The organism is Streptococcus sp. A34 (genome assembly GCF_043674115.1).
Lineage (GTDB): Bacteria > Bacillota > Bacilli > Lactobacillales > Streptococcaceae > Streptococcus > Streptococcus suis_V.
Genome location: NZ_JBIMJM010000021.1, coordinates 1 through 15,652 on the forward strand (window position 1 = coordinate 1; position 15,652 = coordinate 15,652).

The window sequence follows — 15,652 nt, forward strand, 5'->3', positions numbered from 1 at the left end:
CGAACACAGCAGTTAAGCCCTAGAACGCCTGAAGTAGTTGGGGGTTGCCCCCTGTTAGATACGGTAGTCGCTTAGCGAAATTCCGCCATAGCTCAGTTGGTAGAGCGCATGACTGTTAATCATGATGTCACAGGTTCGAGCCCTGTTGGCGGAGTTATATGGTCCGTTGGTCAAGGGGTTAAGACACCGCCTTTTCACGGCGGTAACACGGGTTCGAATCCCGTACGGACTATATTTTTGAGAAGATCTGTTTGGTCTTCTCTTTTTTGATATTTATTGCCATCAAAATTCTTTTCTTATTGGGCAGTTACTGTTCAGCTTCATCTTATTTTCCTCTTTTATATTTTATGGGAATCAGTCTGCCATTGGAAATATATAAAGGAAAATAGAGTCTCTACTTGAGCAAAGAAACCGTTATGTGACAACATTTTGAAAAATGCATGTATCCAGATAATAGGTGCATGCATTTTTTATTGTATGCTATACTCATTATCAGGCTCTTTGTCAACTGTAGTGGGTAGATGAAAAGCTAACACCTAGAGAGGACGAACTTCGTTCTCTCTTTCTTTATGTTCAAAGCAATCAAAATCCGTTTTTTAAAGTTTTCAAAGTTCCTGAAACCAAAGGCATTTCTCTTAATGACTTTGATGAGATTGTTAGTAGCTTCCAGTTTGGCGTTGGAATAAGGCAATTCCATGGCGTTTAAAACCTTGTCTTTATCCTTTAGAAATGTCTTAAATACCGTCTGGAAAATAGGTTTAACAGTGACTATTTCCTGTTCGATGAGGTCAAAGAAATGGTCTGAGTTCTTCTCTTGGAAATGGAATAAGAGCAATTGATAGAGTTCATAGTGTTGTCGTAGTACCTCTGAAAAAGACAGGAGTTTTTCAAGTATTTCCTTGTTAGTCAAGTGCATGCGAAACATAGGGCGATAAAATCGTTTATCGCTGAGTTTGCGGCTATCTTGTTGTATCAATTTCCAGTAGCGTTTCAAGGCTCGGTATTCCTGCGATTTTCTGTCGAATTGATTCATAATTTGAATACGGACACGGTTCATAGCTCGACTAAGGTGCTGCACAATGTGAAAACGATCAAGGACGATTTTGGCATGCGGGAGTGAAATAGTCTGGGAGACTATTTCAGCCTGAGCTTGGAAATTAGAAAGCGAAGGGTTTAGCCAATTGGTAGTATGGGCTAAACATGTCCATAGTGATGACTTTTAGCGAGTCGAAATCTTGAGCGATAAAGCTCATCTTCCCCTTCTTGAAGGGGTACTCGTCCCAGCTCATATTCTCAGGCAACCAATTCCAGTCGGTTTTAAATTGGAACTCATTTAGCTTGCGAATGACGGTCGAGGTAGAGACGGCAAGGCGCTTAGCGATGTCGGTCATAGACTGTTTTTCAATGAGAAGTTGAGCGATTTTCTGGTTAACAGCGACAGAGATTTGGTGGTTCTTCTTGACAAGAGGAGTTTCAGCGACAGCCATTTTCCGCAATCTTTACACTTGAACCGACGCTTTTTAAGGCGGATAAGGAGTGGATAACCAGCAGTTTCTAGATAGGGGATTTTGGAGGCTTTCTGGAAGTCATATTTTGCCATTTGTCCCTTGCAGGAAGGGCATTTAGTGGCTGTATAATCCAAGTGACCGTGGAGTTCAAAGTGAGTTCCCCTATCATACTCATCAGTGATAAGGATATTTTGGTCTTTTACTCTGAGAAAATTTGTGATAAAATTTAGCTGTTCCATATGAGTCTTTCTAATGTGAGTTTGGTCTCTTTTCATTATAGGTCATATGGGACTTTTTTTCTACACTCAAAAAGGCTCCATAATCTCCTTGGCGGGTTTACCCACTACAGAAATTATAGAGCCCATTATCATTGCAAGTTAAACCGATTTTCGAAGTGTATAATTTGTTCTATTGCTGGGGACTAAAGGCATTTCGCTTGATGATATAGATAAGGTTATTACAGATCCCAAGTATTGTATTTAAATAGGACAGGAATTGATTTAATGCTATTGTAAAATGTCTGATTGTTAGGATGTGCGTCTTAAATCGCTTCAAAGGGCAGGTTAGACTGCGCGTTTGAATGCTCTTGTGCACCACCTCAGGTATATTGTTTTCACTGAGATTTAGTTACTATTATTTTATACTGACAAAAATGTCCTGTTTGTTTTTTTCAAAATTAGATAAACTAGGTCTATCAATTAAAGGAGGCATAGTTTTATGCAATTTGAAAAGATTTATTTTGAAGTTCAGGGAATTGTTCATCGCGCGCGTAAGGATTTCTACGTGAAGTTATGGGAACGTGAGGATTGGGACCAGGAGGGGATGTTGGTTCTGTACAAATTACTATGCAGTTTTCCAGAATTGGAGGAAGATAAGGATAAGCTCTGCAGTTACTTTAAGGTTCAGTTCCGAAATCGTGTTCGGGATGTTGTGCGCAGGCAAGAAAGCCATAAGCGGAAGTTTGACCGTATGCCCCATGAAGATATTCATGATTTGTCGCATCTAGTAAAGTCGCCGGGATTGTTAAATGACGATTTTATTGTTTTGCGAGATATGTTGCGGACTTATAGAAGTCAGCTGTCAACGGAACAGTTAGAAAAATACGAGAAGCTAATCACAGGTCAGAGTTTCCATGGGCGGAGGAATATGATACGTGAACTGCAAGACTACCTGCGAGATTTTAAGTAGAAGAAAGAATTGTTGGTACTACCTATAACGGCACTTTATTTATTGAATTTGTATTTTCTAAGCATATATTTTCAAAATTCTTATTATTTTCGGTATAATTGTTGGAACAGAGAAAGTAGAGTGTATAGTTATGTATCAAGTCATTAAAATGTATGGAGATTTTGAACCCTGGTGGTTTATTGAAGGTTGGGAAGAAGACATCACTGACAAGTTAGTTTTTGAAAATTATGAGGATGCTGTTCTTGCCTTTCAGAAAGAGTGGACAGATTTGGCTAGTCGCTTTCCTAAGAAAGAATCGAAGGGTGGGATGATGACAGCCTTTTGGGATGAAGCGGATCAGTATTGGTGCGAGGAATGTGATGAGTATTTGCAACGTTACCATTCTTTGCTATTGCTAGAAGCTAAGGAAGATTCCAAGAAGAAGGACCTTGTACCGAGAGTAAGGCCGTGCAAACTCAAGAAAGGGAATTGCGTAAATTATTAAGAGAGAAGGATTGATGGTTCAGTCCTTCTTATTTTTTTTTAAAAAATTTTTGCAAAAATCATCATTTTTCCGAACTAATAGGTGAGGAGGATTTATGATTCAAGAAAAAGCAAAACAAATGATAGAGGAGGCGGTAACCGGTCGAGTCAGTGACATTTATCTGGTTCCCAAAGGTGAGACCTATCAGCTCTATCATCGTATCATGGACGAACGGGAATTTGTCCGAGAGCTGGAGGAAACGGAAGTAGATGCTCTGATTGGGCATTTCAAGTTTCTAGCTGGTCTCAATGTCGGTGAGAAGCGCCGTAGTCAGCAGGGGTCCTGCGATTATGATTATGGCAAGGGCGAGATTTCTCTGCGCCTGTCAACGGTCGGGGATTATCGTGGCAAGGAAAGTTTGGTCATTCGTCTGCTCTATGATAATGACAAGGAGTTGAAATTCTGGTTTCAGGCCGTAGAGGAAATTGCCAAGGAAATCAAAGGTCGGGGACTCTACCTTTTTTCGGGTCCAGTCGGCTCTGGCAAGACCACGCTTATGTACCATTTAGCCAGGATGAAATTCCCAGACAAGCAAATTCTGACCATCGAAGATCCGGTGGAAATCAAGCAGGACGATATGTTGCAACTTCAGCTCAATGAAACTATTGGCGCGACTTATGACAATCTCATCAAACTGTCCCTGCGCCATCGTCCTGACCTGCTCATCATCGGGGAAATCCGTGATGCAGAGACAGCTCGATCAGTTATTAGGGCTAGTTTGACCGGAGCGACAGTCTTTTCGACGGTGCATGCCAAGTCCATTTCGGGTGTCTATGCTCGGATGTTGGAATTGGGTGTTAGTCCAGAAGAGCTCAATAATGCCCTACAAGGCATTGCCTACCAGCGCTTGATAGGGGGAGGAGGTGTTGTTGATTTTGCCAGAGAAGATTTCCAAAACCATTCCGCAGACAAGTGGAATGCACAGATTGATAGCCTTCTTGCAGCAGGACATATCAGTCCTCGGCAGGCGGAGGCCGAAAAAATTATCCTTGGAGCGTCAGCGTAAAGTCATCGAGCTTTTTAACAATCTCTTTGCCAGTGGCTTTCACTTGGGAGAGATTGTTGATTTTCTCAGGCGCAGTCAGCTCTTGGCAGACCAATATACGCAAATCCTATCAGACGGTCTGGTAGCGGGGAAGCCTTTTTCGAGCCTTTTAGCTGATTTGGCCTTTTCCGACACAGTTGTCACTCAGGTGTCATTGGCAGAAATTCATGGCAATACCAGTCTCAGTCTGCAACACATCGAGACCTATCTGAGCAACTTATCCAAAGTACGGAAAAAATTGATTGAGGTGGCGACCTATCCCGTTATTCTATTAGGATTTTTGGTGTTGATTATGCTGGGTCTGAAAAACTATCTCCTGCCACAGTTGGAGGAGGGCAATGCCGCGACCATGCTCATCAACCATTTGCCGACCATCTTTCTCGGGTTGGTTTTAACCATCTTGCTCTGCACTTTAGCAGGCTACATCTGGTACCGCAGGACGGCTAAAATCACTGTCTTTAGTCGTCTATCCGCTCTGCCATTTTTCGGAAAACTCATCCAAACCTACCTGACCGCCTACTACGCGCGGGAGTGGGGTAGCCTCATCGGGCAAGGACTGGATATGCAGCAGGTGGTGCGGCTGATGCAGGAGCAGCAGTCCCAGCTCTTTGTCGAGATTGGGCGAGATATGGAGGAGGCTTTGGGCAATGGGCAGAGCTTTGACCAGCATATCCGTTCCTATCCATTTTTCAAGAGGGAACTGAGTTTGATTGTGGAGTACGGGCAAGTCAAGTCCAAGTTGGGTAGCGAGCTTGCCGTCTATGCCAATGAGTGCTGGGAGGAATTCTTCTCTCGCGTTAATCGTGCCATGCAGCTCATTCAACCGCTGGTCTTTCTCTTTGTCGCTCTCGTTGTTGTTCTTATCTACGCAGCCATGTTGCTGCCAATTTATCAAAATATGGAGATGTAAATGAAGAAATTACTAAAAATGAAGAAAAAAGGTTTCACTCTGGTGGAAATGTTAGTCGTCCTTGGAATTATTAGTGTGCTTTTACTCTTGTTTGTGCCTAATTTGAGCAAGCAGAAAGAGGCGGTACGGAAAAAAGGAGATCAGGCAGTTGTCAAAGTAGTAGAGAGTCAGATAGAGCTCTATGAATTGGAACATGACAAGAAAGCAACAGTAGCCGATTTGCAATCTGCTGGCTACATTGACAAAAAACAGGCAGAAGAATATGAGAAAGCCAAAGCCTCTAATCCAGATAACCAATAAAGCCTTTACTCTGCTAGAAAGTCTGTTGGTTCTTTTTATCGTGAGCTTTCTTGCTCTGGCTTTGTCGGGTTCTGTCCAGTCGGCTTTTCGGTCGGTGCAGGAGACGGTTTTCTTCTGGGAGTTTGAGGAGCTTTATAAGGATAGCCAGCGTCTGGCGGTCAACAGCCAGCAGGAAATCCATTTGCAACTGACGGATAGCCAACTGTCCAACGGTCATCAGTCCGTGCAGGTGCCTGCTAGTATCGATGTACTGACTGAGCAGGCTATTGTTTTCGATAAAAAAGGTGGGAATTCCTCGCTTGCCAAGCTGTCCTTTGGGGCGAGGGGCAAGACGGTGTCGTATCAATTATATATAGGGAGTGGTCGTTATAAGAAATCGGAAAAATAAGGCCTATATCTTGCTGGAGGGGCTGGTGGCCTTGTCGGTTCTAGTCACTATTACCAGCCTCTTTCTTTCTGCCATGGAGGTCAGTCGCAGGCAACAGGCGGAGGGCTTGTATCAACAGGAGGTCCTCAATGTGGCCAAGATGGCGGTGCAGACGGGTCAGGATAATCTGTCGCTCAATGGTGTCAAGGTGACGGTCCAGCGGTCGGACAAGCTTTTGGCTGTCTATCATGAGGGAAGAGAGGTGGCGCGTGTTGAGAAAAACTAGGTGTGCTGCCTTTACTCTTCTGGAATGTCTGGTGGCCTTGGTCATCGTTTCAGGCAGTTTGCTGGTCTTTGAGGGCTTGTCAAAATTGGTGGTCCACGAAGTTCGCTACCAGGACCAGCGTGTTGAGAAGAACTGGTTACTCTTCTGTGACCAGCTGCGCAGTGAATGGGAGGGGGCCAGTGTAGACAGAGTTGATGCGGGTCGGATTTATATCAGGCAAGATGGTCAGGCCCTGGCCTTTGGCAAGTCACGGTCAGATGATTTTCGTAAGACCAATGACCGGGGGCAGGGCTACCAGCCCATGCTTTACGGTGTCAAGGCGGCTAGCTATAGTCAATCTGGTCAGATTGTTCGATTGGATGTGACGTTTGAAACTGGCGAGGAGAGGAGTTTCGTCTATGCTTTTGAAGAAAAAGGTTAAGGCTGGTATCCTACTCTATGCCCTGCTCATGCTGGCAGTTTTCACTCTCTTGCTGCAATTTTACCTCAATCAGCAAGTGTCTGAAGGTCAGTTGATTGGAGCCAGTCGAGAATCCACGCAAGCCTATCTCATAGCCCAGATGACCAAGGACCAGGTGGTTGAGGAAGTGTCACGCTTGGCTAAGGAAGAAGCAGCAAAAGAGAGTCAAGAAAAATTCTTGGCGGAAAAGGCTGAGCAAGCTAGGAAGGAGCAGGAAGAAAAGAAAGGAGAGACATCGGAAGAAAGTGTGACTTCTCAAACGAAGGAGAGACCATCTGAAAGTGGGCAAGAATCGGTATCTGCAGAAGATATGGAAAGGTCAAATAATGAGACCGCGCAGACCAGTCAAAAAGAAGAGGTGAAGAAAGAAAGTAAGCCAAAATCAATTGAAACGTCTGGTCAGCTGTCCTTTGTCCAAGGGCAGGCTCAGTACCAGGTCAAGAAAGAAAGGCTGACCGTGACAATCCAGTTATCAAGCGGTCGGACCTATCAGTATCAATTTATGATGAAGGAGGAAAAAGAGAGGGTAGAGGAGTCATAAGAGGCTCCTCTTTTAGTGCAAATTTGCCCAAATTTTGATAAGATAGAACCATGAATTTTGAAAATATTGAGCAGGCCTACGACCTGCTGTTAGAAAACGTACAGAACATCCAAAACCAGCTGGGCACCAATATTTACGATGCCATGATTGAGCAAAATGCGGCTTATATGGCTGGTCAGCATGAGTTGGAAACTGTTGTGACCAACAATCAGACTTTGAAGAGCTTAGAATTGACCAAGGAGGAATGGCGCAGAGCTTTTCAATTCCTACTGATTAAGGCCAACCAGACTGAGCCTATGCAGTACAATCATCAGTTTACACCAGACTCGATTGGATTTATCCTGTCTTTCTTAGTAGAACAGTTGGTCAGCACACCAGAAATCACGGTCTTGGAAATCGGTTCGGGGACGGGGAATTTGGCGCAGACTATTCTCAATGCTAGCCCAAAAAAATTGGATTATCTGGGGATTGAAGTGGATGATCTCTTGATCGACTTATCGGCCAGTATGGCAGATGTCATGCAGGCGGACATTTCCTTTGCCCAGGGGGATGCGGTACGTCCGCAGATTCTCAAGGAAAGCCAGGTCATCATCGCAGATTTGCCGATTGGTTATTATCCTGATGATCAGATTGCCAGTCGTTACCAGGTGGCCAGTTCGACCGAGCATACCTACGCTCATCATTTGCTGATGGAGCAGTCGCTCAAGTATCTGGAAAAGGATGGTTTTGCCATTCTTTTGGCTCCCAATGACCTTTTGACTAGTTCGCAAAGTGATTTATTGAAAAATTGGTTGCAGGACCAAGCCAATATTGTTTCTATGATTGCCCTGCCGCCAGAACTCTTTGGTAAGGCTGCTATGGCTAAGTCGATTTTTGTTCTACAGAAAAAGACGGCTCGTCAACTGATGCCTTTTGTTTATCCGCTCCAAAGTCTCAAAGACAAGGATGTTATCCAAGAATTTATGGTCAAATTCAAAAATTGGAAACAAGGGAATGCAATTTAGGTAAAAATCTGATATACTAAGTAGGAAAACGCTTTAAAGGGGGAAACTTATGTCAAAAACAATTGCGATTAACGCAGGTAGTTCAAGTCTTAAATGGCAACTGTACCAAATGCCAGAAGAAACGGTATTAGCGGCCGGAATTATCGAACGTATTGGTCTCAAGGACTCTATTTCAACAGTTAAGTATGATGGCAAGAAAGAGAGTGAAACTCTGGATATTGCTGACCATGTGCAGGCTGTTAAGATCCTTTTGGATGATTTGCTCAAGCACAACATCATTGCTGACTTCTCAGAAATTACCGGGGTTGGTCACCGTGTAGTAGCTGGTGGTGAAATTTTCAAAGAATCAGCCCTCATTGATGACCAAGTGTTGAAACAAATCGAGGACCTGTCTAGCTTGGCGCCTTTGCATAACCCAGCCAATGCTGCCGGAATCCGTGCCTTCAAGGATATCTTGCCTGATATTACGAGTGTGGCAGTCTTTGATACAGCCTTCCATACGACTATGCCTGAGCATGCCTATATGTACCCAATTCCTCAGAAATACTACAAGGAAAACAAAGTTCGTAAATACGGTGCCCACGGAACGAGTCACTACTATGTAGCTCACGAAGCCGCTAAGGTTTTGGGACGTCCGATTGAGGAGTTGAAATTGATTACAGCTCACATCGGAAACGGGGTATCCATCACAGCCAACTACCATGGTGAATCTGTTGACACTTCTATGGGCTTCACACCGCTTGCTGGTCCTATGATGGGGACTCGTTCAGGTGATATTGACCCAGCGATTATTCCTTACTTGATTGAGAATGTTGATGAGTTGAAAGACGCGTCGGACGTTGTCAACGTACTCAACAAACAATCTGGTCTGCTTGGTCTATCCGGTATTTCTAGCGATATGCGTGATATCGAAAATGGTTTGCAGGAAAAACATCCAGGTGCAGTCCTTGCTTACAATGTCTTCATTGACCGTATCAAGAAGTTCATCGGTCAGTACATGGCTGTGCTAAATGGTGCAGATGCCATTGTCTTCACAGCAGGTATGGGTGAAAATGCTCCCCTCATGCGTAACGATGTTATCGCAGGCCTGTCTTGGTTTGGTATTGAACTAGACCCAGCGAAAAACGTTTTTGGCAACTATGGCGACATTACAACACCAGAATCAAAAGTTCGCGTCTTGGTTATCCCAACTGATGAAGAACTCGTTATCACACGTGAAGTAGAACGCTTGAAATAAGAAAAACTAACTGGTAGTCGGAGACTGCCAGTTTCTCTTATAGTTTATACCTTTAGAAAGGTATAGTTTTTAGCAAGTGGTCAAAGTATATAGTGTGTGATACAATAGACTAGCAAAGAAATTTGCACAGAGTAGATGGTTTGCGTTAAGTGTATGTGGATGGGATGTTGCCACATAACGAAGCTGATCTTTGCTTGTATCTGATGTCTCCTAGAGTAGGAACATTGGTCCTGGCTGAGAGTAGCGCGGTAAACCATTGCATCCGCTGTCGAATACACACGACAGCTCCATTTTTTGAAAAAGGAGCATTTTTTATGGAAAAGAAAATTCCAAAACTAACGGTGCAGTTGTTGACTGCTATTGCGATGACCCTTTCCTTGGTCATGATTGTGGAGAACTATTTCTCTATTCGTCTTTCAGATACCTTGCAGGTCCAGTTTACCTTCATTCCCAATACTATTTTGGGAGCTATTGCCGGTCCTGTTTGGGCAGCTATCTTTGTGGCGATTTCAGACCCAGTCTTTGTCTTGTTCAGTGGACAGAGCATGCTTTTTAGTTTTATATTGATTGAGGCGGTATCGGCTTTTATCTATGGCTGGTTCTTCTATCGAAAACCGCTAGACACCAAGAACAAGGCTGATTGGCTCTATGTTGCAGGGGTTGTTGTCTTGATTCAGGTTGTAATTTCCTTTATCATGACACCGATTGCCCTCCATTTCCATTTTGGAACACCTTGGATTGTTCTGTATAGCAGTCGCTTGATTAAGGCAGTTTTTGAATTTCCATTACGCATTGTCGTGACCATGCTTGTCTTGCCAAGTTTACAAAAAATACCTGAATTGGCCAAGTTATTGGGCATTAAATAAAACAGTATCAAGCAACAGGTCATCCCCCTGTTGTTTTTTATAGAGAGGGAATCATGAATTATCAAGAAACTCGTCAGTGGCTATCTAGTCGACCAGCTTCTGATTTGGAACACGGGATTGCACGTGTCAACTGGATTTTGGAACGCTTGGACAATCCCCAACTTCAAGTTCCGACTATTCACTTTGTTGGTACAAATGGCAAGGGCTCGACCCTCAACGCCTTACAGTCTATCTTGCAGTCTTCGGGCTACAGAGTTGGTCGCTTTACTTCACCGTCTATCATTGATTTTCGAGAGCAGATTGTCTTTGAGCAAGAGATGATTTCAGAGGAAGATTTTTCGAGGATTGTGACAGACTTGCAACCTTTGATTGAGGACTTGGACCAGACGGCTGGACTGGATGCTATATCGGAGTTTGAGATTGTAGTAGTGGCTATGTTTGTCTACTTTGCCCACTACCAGCGTCCTGATATTCTCTTGGTGGAGGCAGGCATGGGCGGTTTGCAGGATGCGACCAATGTCCTTGCCCCATTGGCAGTGGTTTGCCCGTCCATCGGTTTGGACCATCAGGCTTTTTTGGGAGAGACCTACGCTGCCATAGCCCGTCACAAGGTCGCCGTCTTGCGTGAGCGAGTTCCCCTCCTCTATGCGACCGATTTGCCAGAAGTGGAGGCAGTTTTCGAGGAGCAGGCTCGTCAGCTTCAGAGTCCGACCTATGCGGTGGGACGGGAGATTCTTTTGGAAAATAGCAGAGCAGACTTTGCGGTTTCAAGCCCCTTCGGTCGAGTTGAGGATTTGAGGCTACAGATGCAGGGGCGTCACCAGGAGGTCAACGCAGCCTTAGCAGTGACAACAGCTCAGCTTTTCAGCCCTGATTTTCCAAAGATTACCAATGAAACCATCCGCCAGGGCTTGTCCCAAGCCATCTGGCTAGGCCGTCAGGAACTGATACTCCCCAATCTGTTGATTGACGGTGCCCACAATAATGAAAGCATCGCTGTCTTGACAGATTTGCTAAGAGAACAATACTCAGATAAGAAAATCGCGTTTCTCTTTGCGGCTATTAACACCAAACCAGTAGATCAGATGTTGGAAGCGCTCAGTCAATATGGTCCAGTTACGGTGACCAGCTTTGATGATGTTCGAGCAGTAGAACTGGCTGACTATCCAGTTGGCTATGCGCGTGCGGAGCGGTTTCAAGACTGGCTAGCGCAGGCGGATTTGGATAATCCTGACAAGATCTACGTCATCACAGGATCGCTTTATTTTATCGCCCAGGTTCGGAAGTACCTTGTGGAGCATTTTTTATCGAGCTAATACTCAGTAGAATTCAAAAATAGCGGACATCAGTTCGAGTTCTCAACTATAGCATTTATATATGTTAAGTTTTATTAAAACCTAATTAGCATGCCTATCTGCCTTTGGAAATTTCCCCAAATTTTCTATGGAAGTCCTCCCTCTCTCAGAATTGCTAGATTGATTTTAACTGAGTATAACAGAAAGACCTTGGCCGAAATGGCGGAGGTCTTTTAAAGATAGAGTTTATTGCTCTGTTGACGGTTCATAATTCCTGTTCAATTCTTCCATGGTCTGGTAGATGGTATCTGGAATCATGACGACCTGTGGTTCCAGGTCCTGCATGCCATAGCTTGGGTCAATGCATTCTGCCCAATATTCCAAGTGTTTTTTATCAATTTCAGACTGGGAATCTTCTACGGCGATACCACCTTCAGCTTGGATAGAATACCAGTAGAGAAATTCTTGACCGTCTATGGTTTCGCGGAAGATGGTCTCGACGTACATTTTCTCGTCTTCAAGAGTAAGGAGGGTTTCTTTTATGTTGGCATTGAGGAACTGCATCCACTCATCAACCTTGGTAGATTTCCCTTCTTTGACACGAAAGCGGGATAATTCTACATTTAGCTTCATATTTTTCTCCTAATAGTTCTTGATCAAATCGACGGTCGAGCGGTCCAATTTCTTCACGAGAGCTTGTAGGAAGGCTTGGGCCTCTAGGAAATCATCCATGCTGTAAAGAGTTTGGTGGGAGTGGATATAGCGGGCGCAGACGCCGATTGTTGTAGATGGCACACCCTGATTTTTCAGATGAGCAGCGCCAGCATCGGTGCCCCCCTTGCCGCAGTAGTATTGGTGCTTAACGCCAGCCTCTTCAGCGGTTGTCAACAAGAAGTCCTTCATATTTGGCAGAAGAATGTGTCCCGGATCGTAGAAACGAAGCAGGGTTCCGTCACCGATTTTGCCCTGGTCGCCATAAATATCGCCCGCAGGTGAACAGTCGACCGCCAGGAAAATATCAGGATTGAACTTAGTAGTAGAGGCATGAGCGCCACGTAGACCAACCTCTTCTTGCACATTGGCCCCAGCAATCAACTGATTTGGCAATGCTTGACCGGATAGGTTTTCCAGTAATTCAGTTACCATAAGGACGCCGAAGCGGTTATCCCAAGCCTTAGAAATAATATTTTTTCCGTTGGCTGATAGGATGGTCTCGTTTTTCGGAACCAAGACATCACCCGGGCGCACACCGTAAGACCAAGCCTCGTCGTAGTCAGCAAAACCAGCATCAAAAATAATATCGCCGATGGCTGGTAGACCCGGAGTATTTCCACCGCGAGAAAGGTGAGGTGGGACAGAGCCGGAAATGGCAGGGATTTTACGTCCGTCTTGCAAATGCAGGGTAAAGGCTTGACTGGATACGACCAGTGGGTTCCAACCGCCTAGTTCCACCACACGGAAGGTGCCGTCAGGCTTGATTTGGCTAATCATAAAGCCGACTTCATCCATGTGACCTGCAACCAATATTCGCGGTGCTTGTTCAGCTGTCGTGTCCTTAATCCCAAAAATTCCACCCAAACCATCTGTTTCAATGCGGTCAACGTGAGGTGTGATTTTCTGGCGGATATGGTTGCGCACTTCACTCTCAAAACCAGGCAGGCTCTGCAATTCGGTCACTTCTTTAATCTTGTCAAAAAGGGTCATAACAAATTTCCTCCAATGATAACTTGCTACTATTTTACCATTTTTTATGATAAAATAGGGACCATGAATAAGAAAAAGGTAGCCGTGCTAGCCGGCTTAGTGGGGGCAGGTGTGCTCACCGCTAGCGCTCAATTTTACCGCAAGGTTCAGGAAGACCGTAAAAAGGCTCAGGCTCTCCAGCAGGTTCGGGCTTACTTCGCCGATTTGGGCAGCATTGCCACGGTCTATGTGGATGAAACCCAGTCCCAGTCCGACTATTTGGTAGGCGGGGTCATCATGGAAGATGGTCGCATTTTTCTATTTGAAAATACCAAAGGTGACATCACATTTGAGGAGGAAGTGAGATGATTTTTCCACAGAATTACGAGGAAGTGGCCGTGCTCGTCCAGTCTGGTCAGCGGACAGTTTTTCTCTTTATGACCAGCTGGTGTGGGGATTGCCACTATATCAAGCCGCATTTGCCAGCTATCGAGGCTGCTTTTCCCGACATGACCTTTGTCCAGTTAGATCGGGATGACTTCATGCCCCTGGCTCAAGAATGGAATATTTTCGGCATTCCTAGCTTGGTTGTCTTGGAAAATGGTCAGGAAATTGGACGCTTTGTCGATAAAAACCGTAAAACCAAGCAGCAAATCATTGACTTTTTAGAAGGATTACCAGTATGAAAAAAACAGTAAGTAAACTTGCTCTAGCCACTCTTGTGATTGGCCTGGTTGGAGCACCGATGACAGCTGCCCATGCAGACATTCAGACAGATGCCATCAATGAAAAATGGGGCAAGCCAACCATGGTATATGGCGGTGGTTTGTCAGATGCTCAAGTGACGGAGGTCAATAGTCTACTCAATATCAAGAATATTGAGAATGTCAGCCGTCAAGTGGTGCAGGGTCAGGATATGGACCAATATTTAGGGACTTCTGGTGCAGATACAGCCTCGCTCTTTTCATCTGTTTTGGTGCAGAAGCAGGAGTCAGGCAAGGGAGTTGTCGTTGACATCAAGACACCGCAGAATATCACCCTCATTACCTCAACTCAGTATGCTAATGCGGCCATTACCGCGGGAGCGACAGATGTCTTGATTGACGTTGCAGCTCCCATTCAGGTGACAGGTGAGTCTGCCTTGACGGGTGTTTACAAGGCTTTGGAGGCCAATGGCGAAACGGTAGATCCTGAGCGGACAGTGGTTGCCCAGCAGGAATTGGAAACCGTTAATGAAGTGGCGATTGCCCACGCAGGTCAAGAAAATTTTGACAGCTCTGCCTTTGACAAGGCTATCGCAGAAATCAAGACTGGCTTGGCAGAATACAAGGATTCTCAAGGTCAAATTGCCTCTGAGGACCAAATCAACACCATTATCAATGATGTCTTGAAACAAAATGGTCTGGATACAGTGATTACGGCTGATGAGATTTCCAAGCTGGTCACTTTTGCCAAAGCTTATCAGGAAACCAGTGCCATTGATTCGGAAGAAGTCGCTGCCCAGCTCAAGCAATTCAAGAGCCAGGCCGAGCAACAAATTTCAGATGCCTACAAAAATCTCCAGGATTCAGGCATTCTAGAGAAGATTGGTTCCTTCTTTGAGGGTCTTTGGAAGGGGCTTATCGGATTATTTTCATAACATAGAAAAGGTTGATAAATGATTTTTACATATAATAAAGAATATGTCGGTGATGTACTCATGGTCATCGTGGCTGATGGCAAAGGACAAGATGTAACAGTTGAACGCAAGGGCAAGGTTGCGCGTGTCTATATCGAGGAGACGGGGCAGACGGTAGCTTGGAATATTTTTGAAGTGTCTAGTCTGGTTGATTTGAGCGGAAATGGTCAGGTCTTCTTGACAGACGAGCAGATTGCAGCCTTGAATGCAGAATTGAGTCAAGAAGGTTTTGCGGAAAGTTTGGTCAATGACAAGGAACCAAAATTTGTGGTCGGTCAGATTGTGGAATTGACACCGCACCCAGACAGCGACCACCTCAATATTTGTCAAGTCAACGTTGGCGACAAAACGGTGCAAATCGTAGCTGGCGCGCCAAACGCAGCCCAAGGCCTCAAAACCATTGTTGCCCTGACAGGAGCTATGATGCCGAGCGGTAGCTTGATTTTCCCTGGTAAACTCCGTGGCGAGGATAGCTTTGGTATGATGTGTAGTCCGCGTGAATTGGGCCTGCCAAACGCACCACAAGTACGTGGTATTATCGAATTGGACGATAGCGCCGTCGCAGGCGAGGCCTTTGATTCCGCTAAACATTGGAAAAACTAAAAAAGAATTGGTCGCGTACCAATTCTTTTTAGAACCTCCATTCACAAGAAAAGTATATTTAGACAAGAGATAGTTTTTTGCCAATCAAGACCATTTTTTGATGGAATACTGACTGTATTTCGAGAAAAGCGAACGATGAGTGGCAGAAAACTAGCCTT

Annotated in this window: 18 protein-coding genes, 2 tRNA genes, 2 pseudogenes and 1 riboswitch; of the genes and pseudogenes, 19 read left to right on the forward strand and 3 right to left on the reverse strand. The window is 44.8% G+C overall.

All coding sequences use genetic code 11. The annotated features are described in order from the left end of the window. Positions 1–81 precede the first annotated feature (81 nt). Positions 82–154: transfer RNA gene (locus tag ACHBGV_RS06340), tRNA-Asn, on the forward strand. A gap of 6 nt (positions 155–160) precedes the next feature. Next, positions 161–232 (forward strand) — tRNA-Glu (locus ACHBGV_RS06345). 297 nt (positions 233–529) lie between these two features. On the opposite strand, the pseudogene ACHBGV_RS06350 reads toward ACHBGV_RS06345, so the two are convergent. After that, positions 530–1,747: pseudogene (locus tag ACHBGV_RS06350) on the reverse strand (transposase). A 478-nt stretch (positions 1,748–2,225) separates the two neighbouring features. On the opposite strand from ACHBGV_RS06350, the gene ACHBGV_RS06355 reads away from it, so the two are divergent. From ACHBGV_RS06355 to ACHBGV_RS06415, 13 genes and pseudogenes are all read left to right on the forward strand, one after another. Continuing rightward, the gene (locus tag ACHBGV_RS06355) at positions 2,226–2,696 is read left to right on the forward strand and encodes a transcriptional regulator (RefSeq protein WP_105110737.1); all 471 of its coding nucleotides are present in this window, start codon (positions 2,226–2,228) and stop codon (positions 2,694–2,696) included. A 130-nt stretch (positions 2,697–2,826) separates the two neighbouring features. After that, positions 2,827–3,093, forward strand: a pseudogene (locus tag ACHBGV_RS06360) (DUF1033 family protein); the annotation flags it as partial. Positions 3,094–3,274: 181 nt separating this feature from the next. Continuing rightward, positions 3,275–4,225 carry a competence type IV pilus ATPase ComGA gene (gene comGA, locus ACHBGV_RS06365; protein WP_105110735.1) on the forward strand — a complete coding sequence of 317 codons (951 nt, stop codon included), beginning with the start codon at positions 3,275–3,277 and terminating at the stop codon, positions 4,223–4,225. Beyond that, on the forward strand, positions 4,137–5,174 hold the full coding sequence (comGB, locus tag ACHBGV_RS06370; RefSeq protein WP_172023320.1) for a competence type IV pilus assembly protein ComGB: 1,038 nt from the start codon (positions 4,137–4,139) through the stop codon (positions 5,172–5,174). The genes comGA and comGB overlap by 89 nt, the downstream gene beginning before the upstream one ends. Further along, positions 5,175–5,474 carry a competence type IV pilus major pilin ComGC gene (gene comGC, locus ACHBGV_RS06375; protein WP_105110733.1) on the forward strand — a complete coding sequence of 100 codons (300 nt, stop codon included), beginning with the start codon at positions 5,175–5,177 and terminating at the stop codon, positions 5,472–5,474. It abuts the gene before it with no gap. Then, on the forward strand, positions 5,437–5,862 hold the full coding sequence (gene comGD / locus ACHBGV_RS06380; RefSeq protein WP_105110732.1) for a competence type IV pilus minor pilin ComGD: 426 nt from the start codon (positions 5,437–5,439) through the stop codon (positions 5,860–5,862). The genes comGC and comGD overlap by 38 nt, the downstream gene beginning before the upstream one ends. Continuing rightward, positions 5,834–6,127: a competence type IV pilus minor pilin ComGE gene (comGE, locus tag ACHBGV_RS06385; RefSeq protein WP_105122988.1), complete on the forward strand. Its 294-nt coding sequence runs from the start codon at positions 5,834–5,836 to the stop codon at positions 6,125–6,127. The genes comGD and comGE overlap by 29 nt, the downstream gene beginning before the upstream one ends. Then, complete coding sequence (comGF, locus tag ACHBGV_RS06390; RefSeq protein ID WP_394735912.1) at positions 6,090–6,548, forward strand: competence type IV pilus minor pilin ComGF; 459 nt, start codon at positions 6,090–6,092, stop codon at positions 6,546–6,548. The genes comGE and comGF overlap by 38 nt, the downstream gene beginning before the upstream one ends. Then, positions 6,526–7,128, forward strand: coding sequence for a competence type IV pilus minor pilin ComGG (gene comGG, locus ACHBGV_RS06395; RefSeq protein ID WP_105110730.1), 603 nt, complete (start codon positions 6,526–6,528; stop codon positions 7,126–7,128). Before comGF ends, comGG begins: the two co-directional genes overlap by 23 nt. A gap of 50 nt (positions 7,129–7,178) precedes the next feature. Continuing rightward, entirely contained in the window at positions 7,179–8,132 is a 954-nt protein-coding gene (locus ACHBGV_RS06400) for a class I SAM-dependent methyltransferase (RefSeq protein WP_394735913.1), read from the forward strand. A gap of 49 nt (positions 8,133–8,181) precedes the next feature. Then, positions 8,182–9,369 carry an acetate/propionate family kinase gene (locus ACHBGV_RS06405; RefSeq protein WP_172068113.1) on the forward strand — a complete coding sequence of 396 codons (1,188 nt, stop codon included), beginning with the start codon at positions 8,182–8,184 and terminating at the stop codon, positions 9,367–9,369. A 125-nt stretch (positions 9,370–9,494) separates the two neighbouring features. Then, a riboswitch (THF riboswitch) is annotated at positions 9,495–9,639 on the forward strand. Positions 9,640–9,683: 44 nt separating this feature from the next. Continuing rightward, positions 9,684–10,235: a folate family ECF transporter S component gene (locus ACHBGV_RS06410; RefSeq protein WP_105110726.1), complete on the forward strand. Its 552-nt coding sequence runs from the start codon at positions 9,684–9,686 to the stop codon at positions 10,233–10,235. 53 nt (positions 10,236–10,288) lie between these two features. Next, a complete protein-coding gene (locus ACHBGV_RS06415) occupies positions 10,289–11,551 on the forward strand; it encodes a bifunctional folylpolyglutamate synthase/dihydrofolate synthase (RefSeq protein ID WP_394735914.1) in 1,263 nt (420 codons plus the stop codon). 225 nt (positions 11,552–11,776) lie between these two features. Here the strand turns inward: ACHBGV_RS06415 and ACHBGV_RS06420 are convergent, their stop codons facing one another. Further along, positions 11,777–12,163: a DUF6176 family protein gene (locus ACHBGV_RS06420; RefSeq protein ID WP_394735915.1), complete on the reverse strand. Its 387-nt coding sequence runs from the start codon at positions 12,161–12,163 to the stop codon at positions 11,777–11,779. Positions 12,164–12,172: 9 nt separating this feature from the next. Continuing rightward, positions 12,173–13,234, reverse strand: a complete 1,062-nt coding sequence (gene pepA / locus ACHBGV_RS06425) for a glutamyl aminopeptidase (RefSeq protein ID WP_394735916.1) — start codon at positions 13,232–13,234, stop codon at positions 12,173–12,175. Positions 13,235–13,297: 63 nt separating this feature from the next. Between pepA and ACHBGV_RS06430 the strand changes: the two genes are divergently transcribed. Genes ACHBGV_RS06430 through ytpR form a run of 4 tightly spaced genes read left to right on the forward strand, consistent with a single transcriptional unit; the run spans position 13,298 to position 15,494 of the window. Then, positions 13,298–13,582 carry a DUF4651 domain-containing protein gene (locus ACHBGV_RS06430; protein WP_105110723.1) on the forward strand — a complete coding sequence of 95 codons (285 nt, stop codon included), beginning with the start codon at positions 13,298–13,300 and terminating at the stop codon, positions 13,580–13,582. Then, positions 13,579–13,899, forward strand: a complete 321-nt coding sequence (locus tag ACHBGV_RS06435) for a thioredoxin family protein (RefSeq protein ID WP_105110722.1) — start codon at positions 13,579–13,581, stop codon at positions 13,897–13,899. Before ACHBGV_RS06430 ends, ACHBGV_RS06435 begins: the two co-directional genes overlap by 4 nt. Then, positions 13,896–14,852 (forward strand): DUF1002 domain-containing protein, encoded by a 957-nt coding sequence (locus ACHBGV_RS06440; protein WP_394735917.1) that lies wholly within the window; start codon positions 13,896–13,898, stop codon positions 14,850–14,852. The genes ACHBGV_RS06435 and ACHBGV_RS06440 overlap by 4 nt, the downstream gene beginning before the upstream one ends. 18 nt (positions 14,853–14,870) lie before the next feature. Further along, a complete protein-coding gene (gene ytpR, locus ACHBGV_RS06445; protein ID WP_394735918.1) occupies positions 14,871–15,494 on the forward strand; it encodes a YtpR family tRNA-binding protein in 624 nt (207 codons plus the stop codon). The last annotated feature ends 158 nt before the right edge of the window (positions 15,495–15,652 follow it).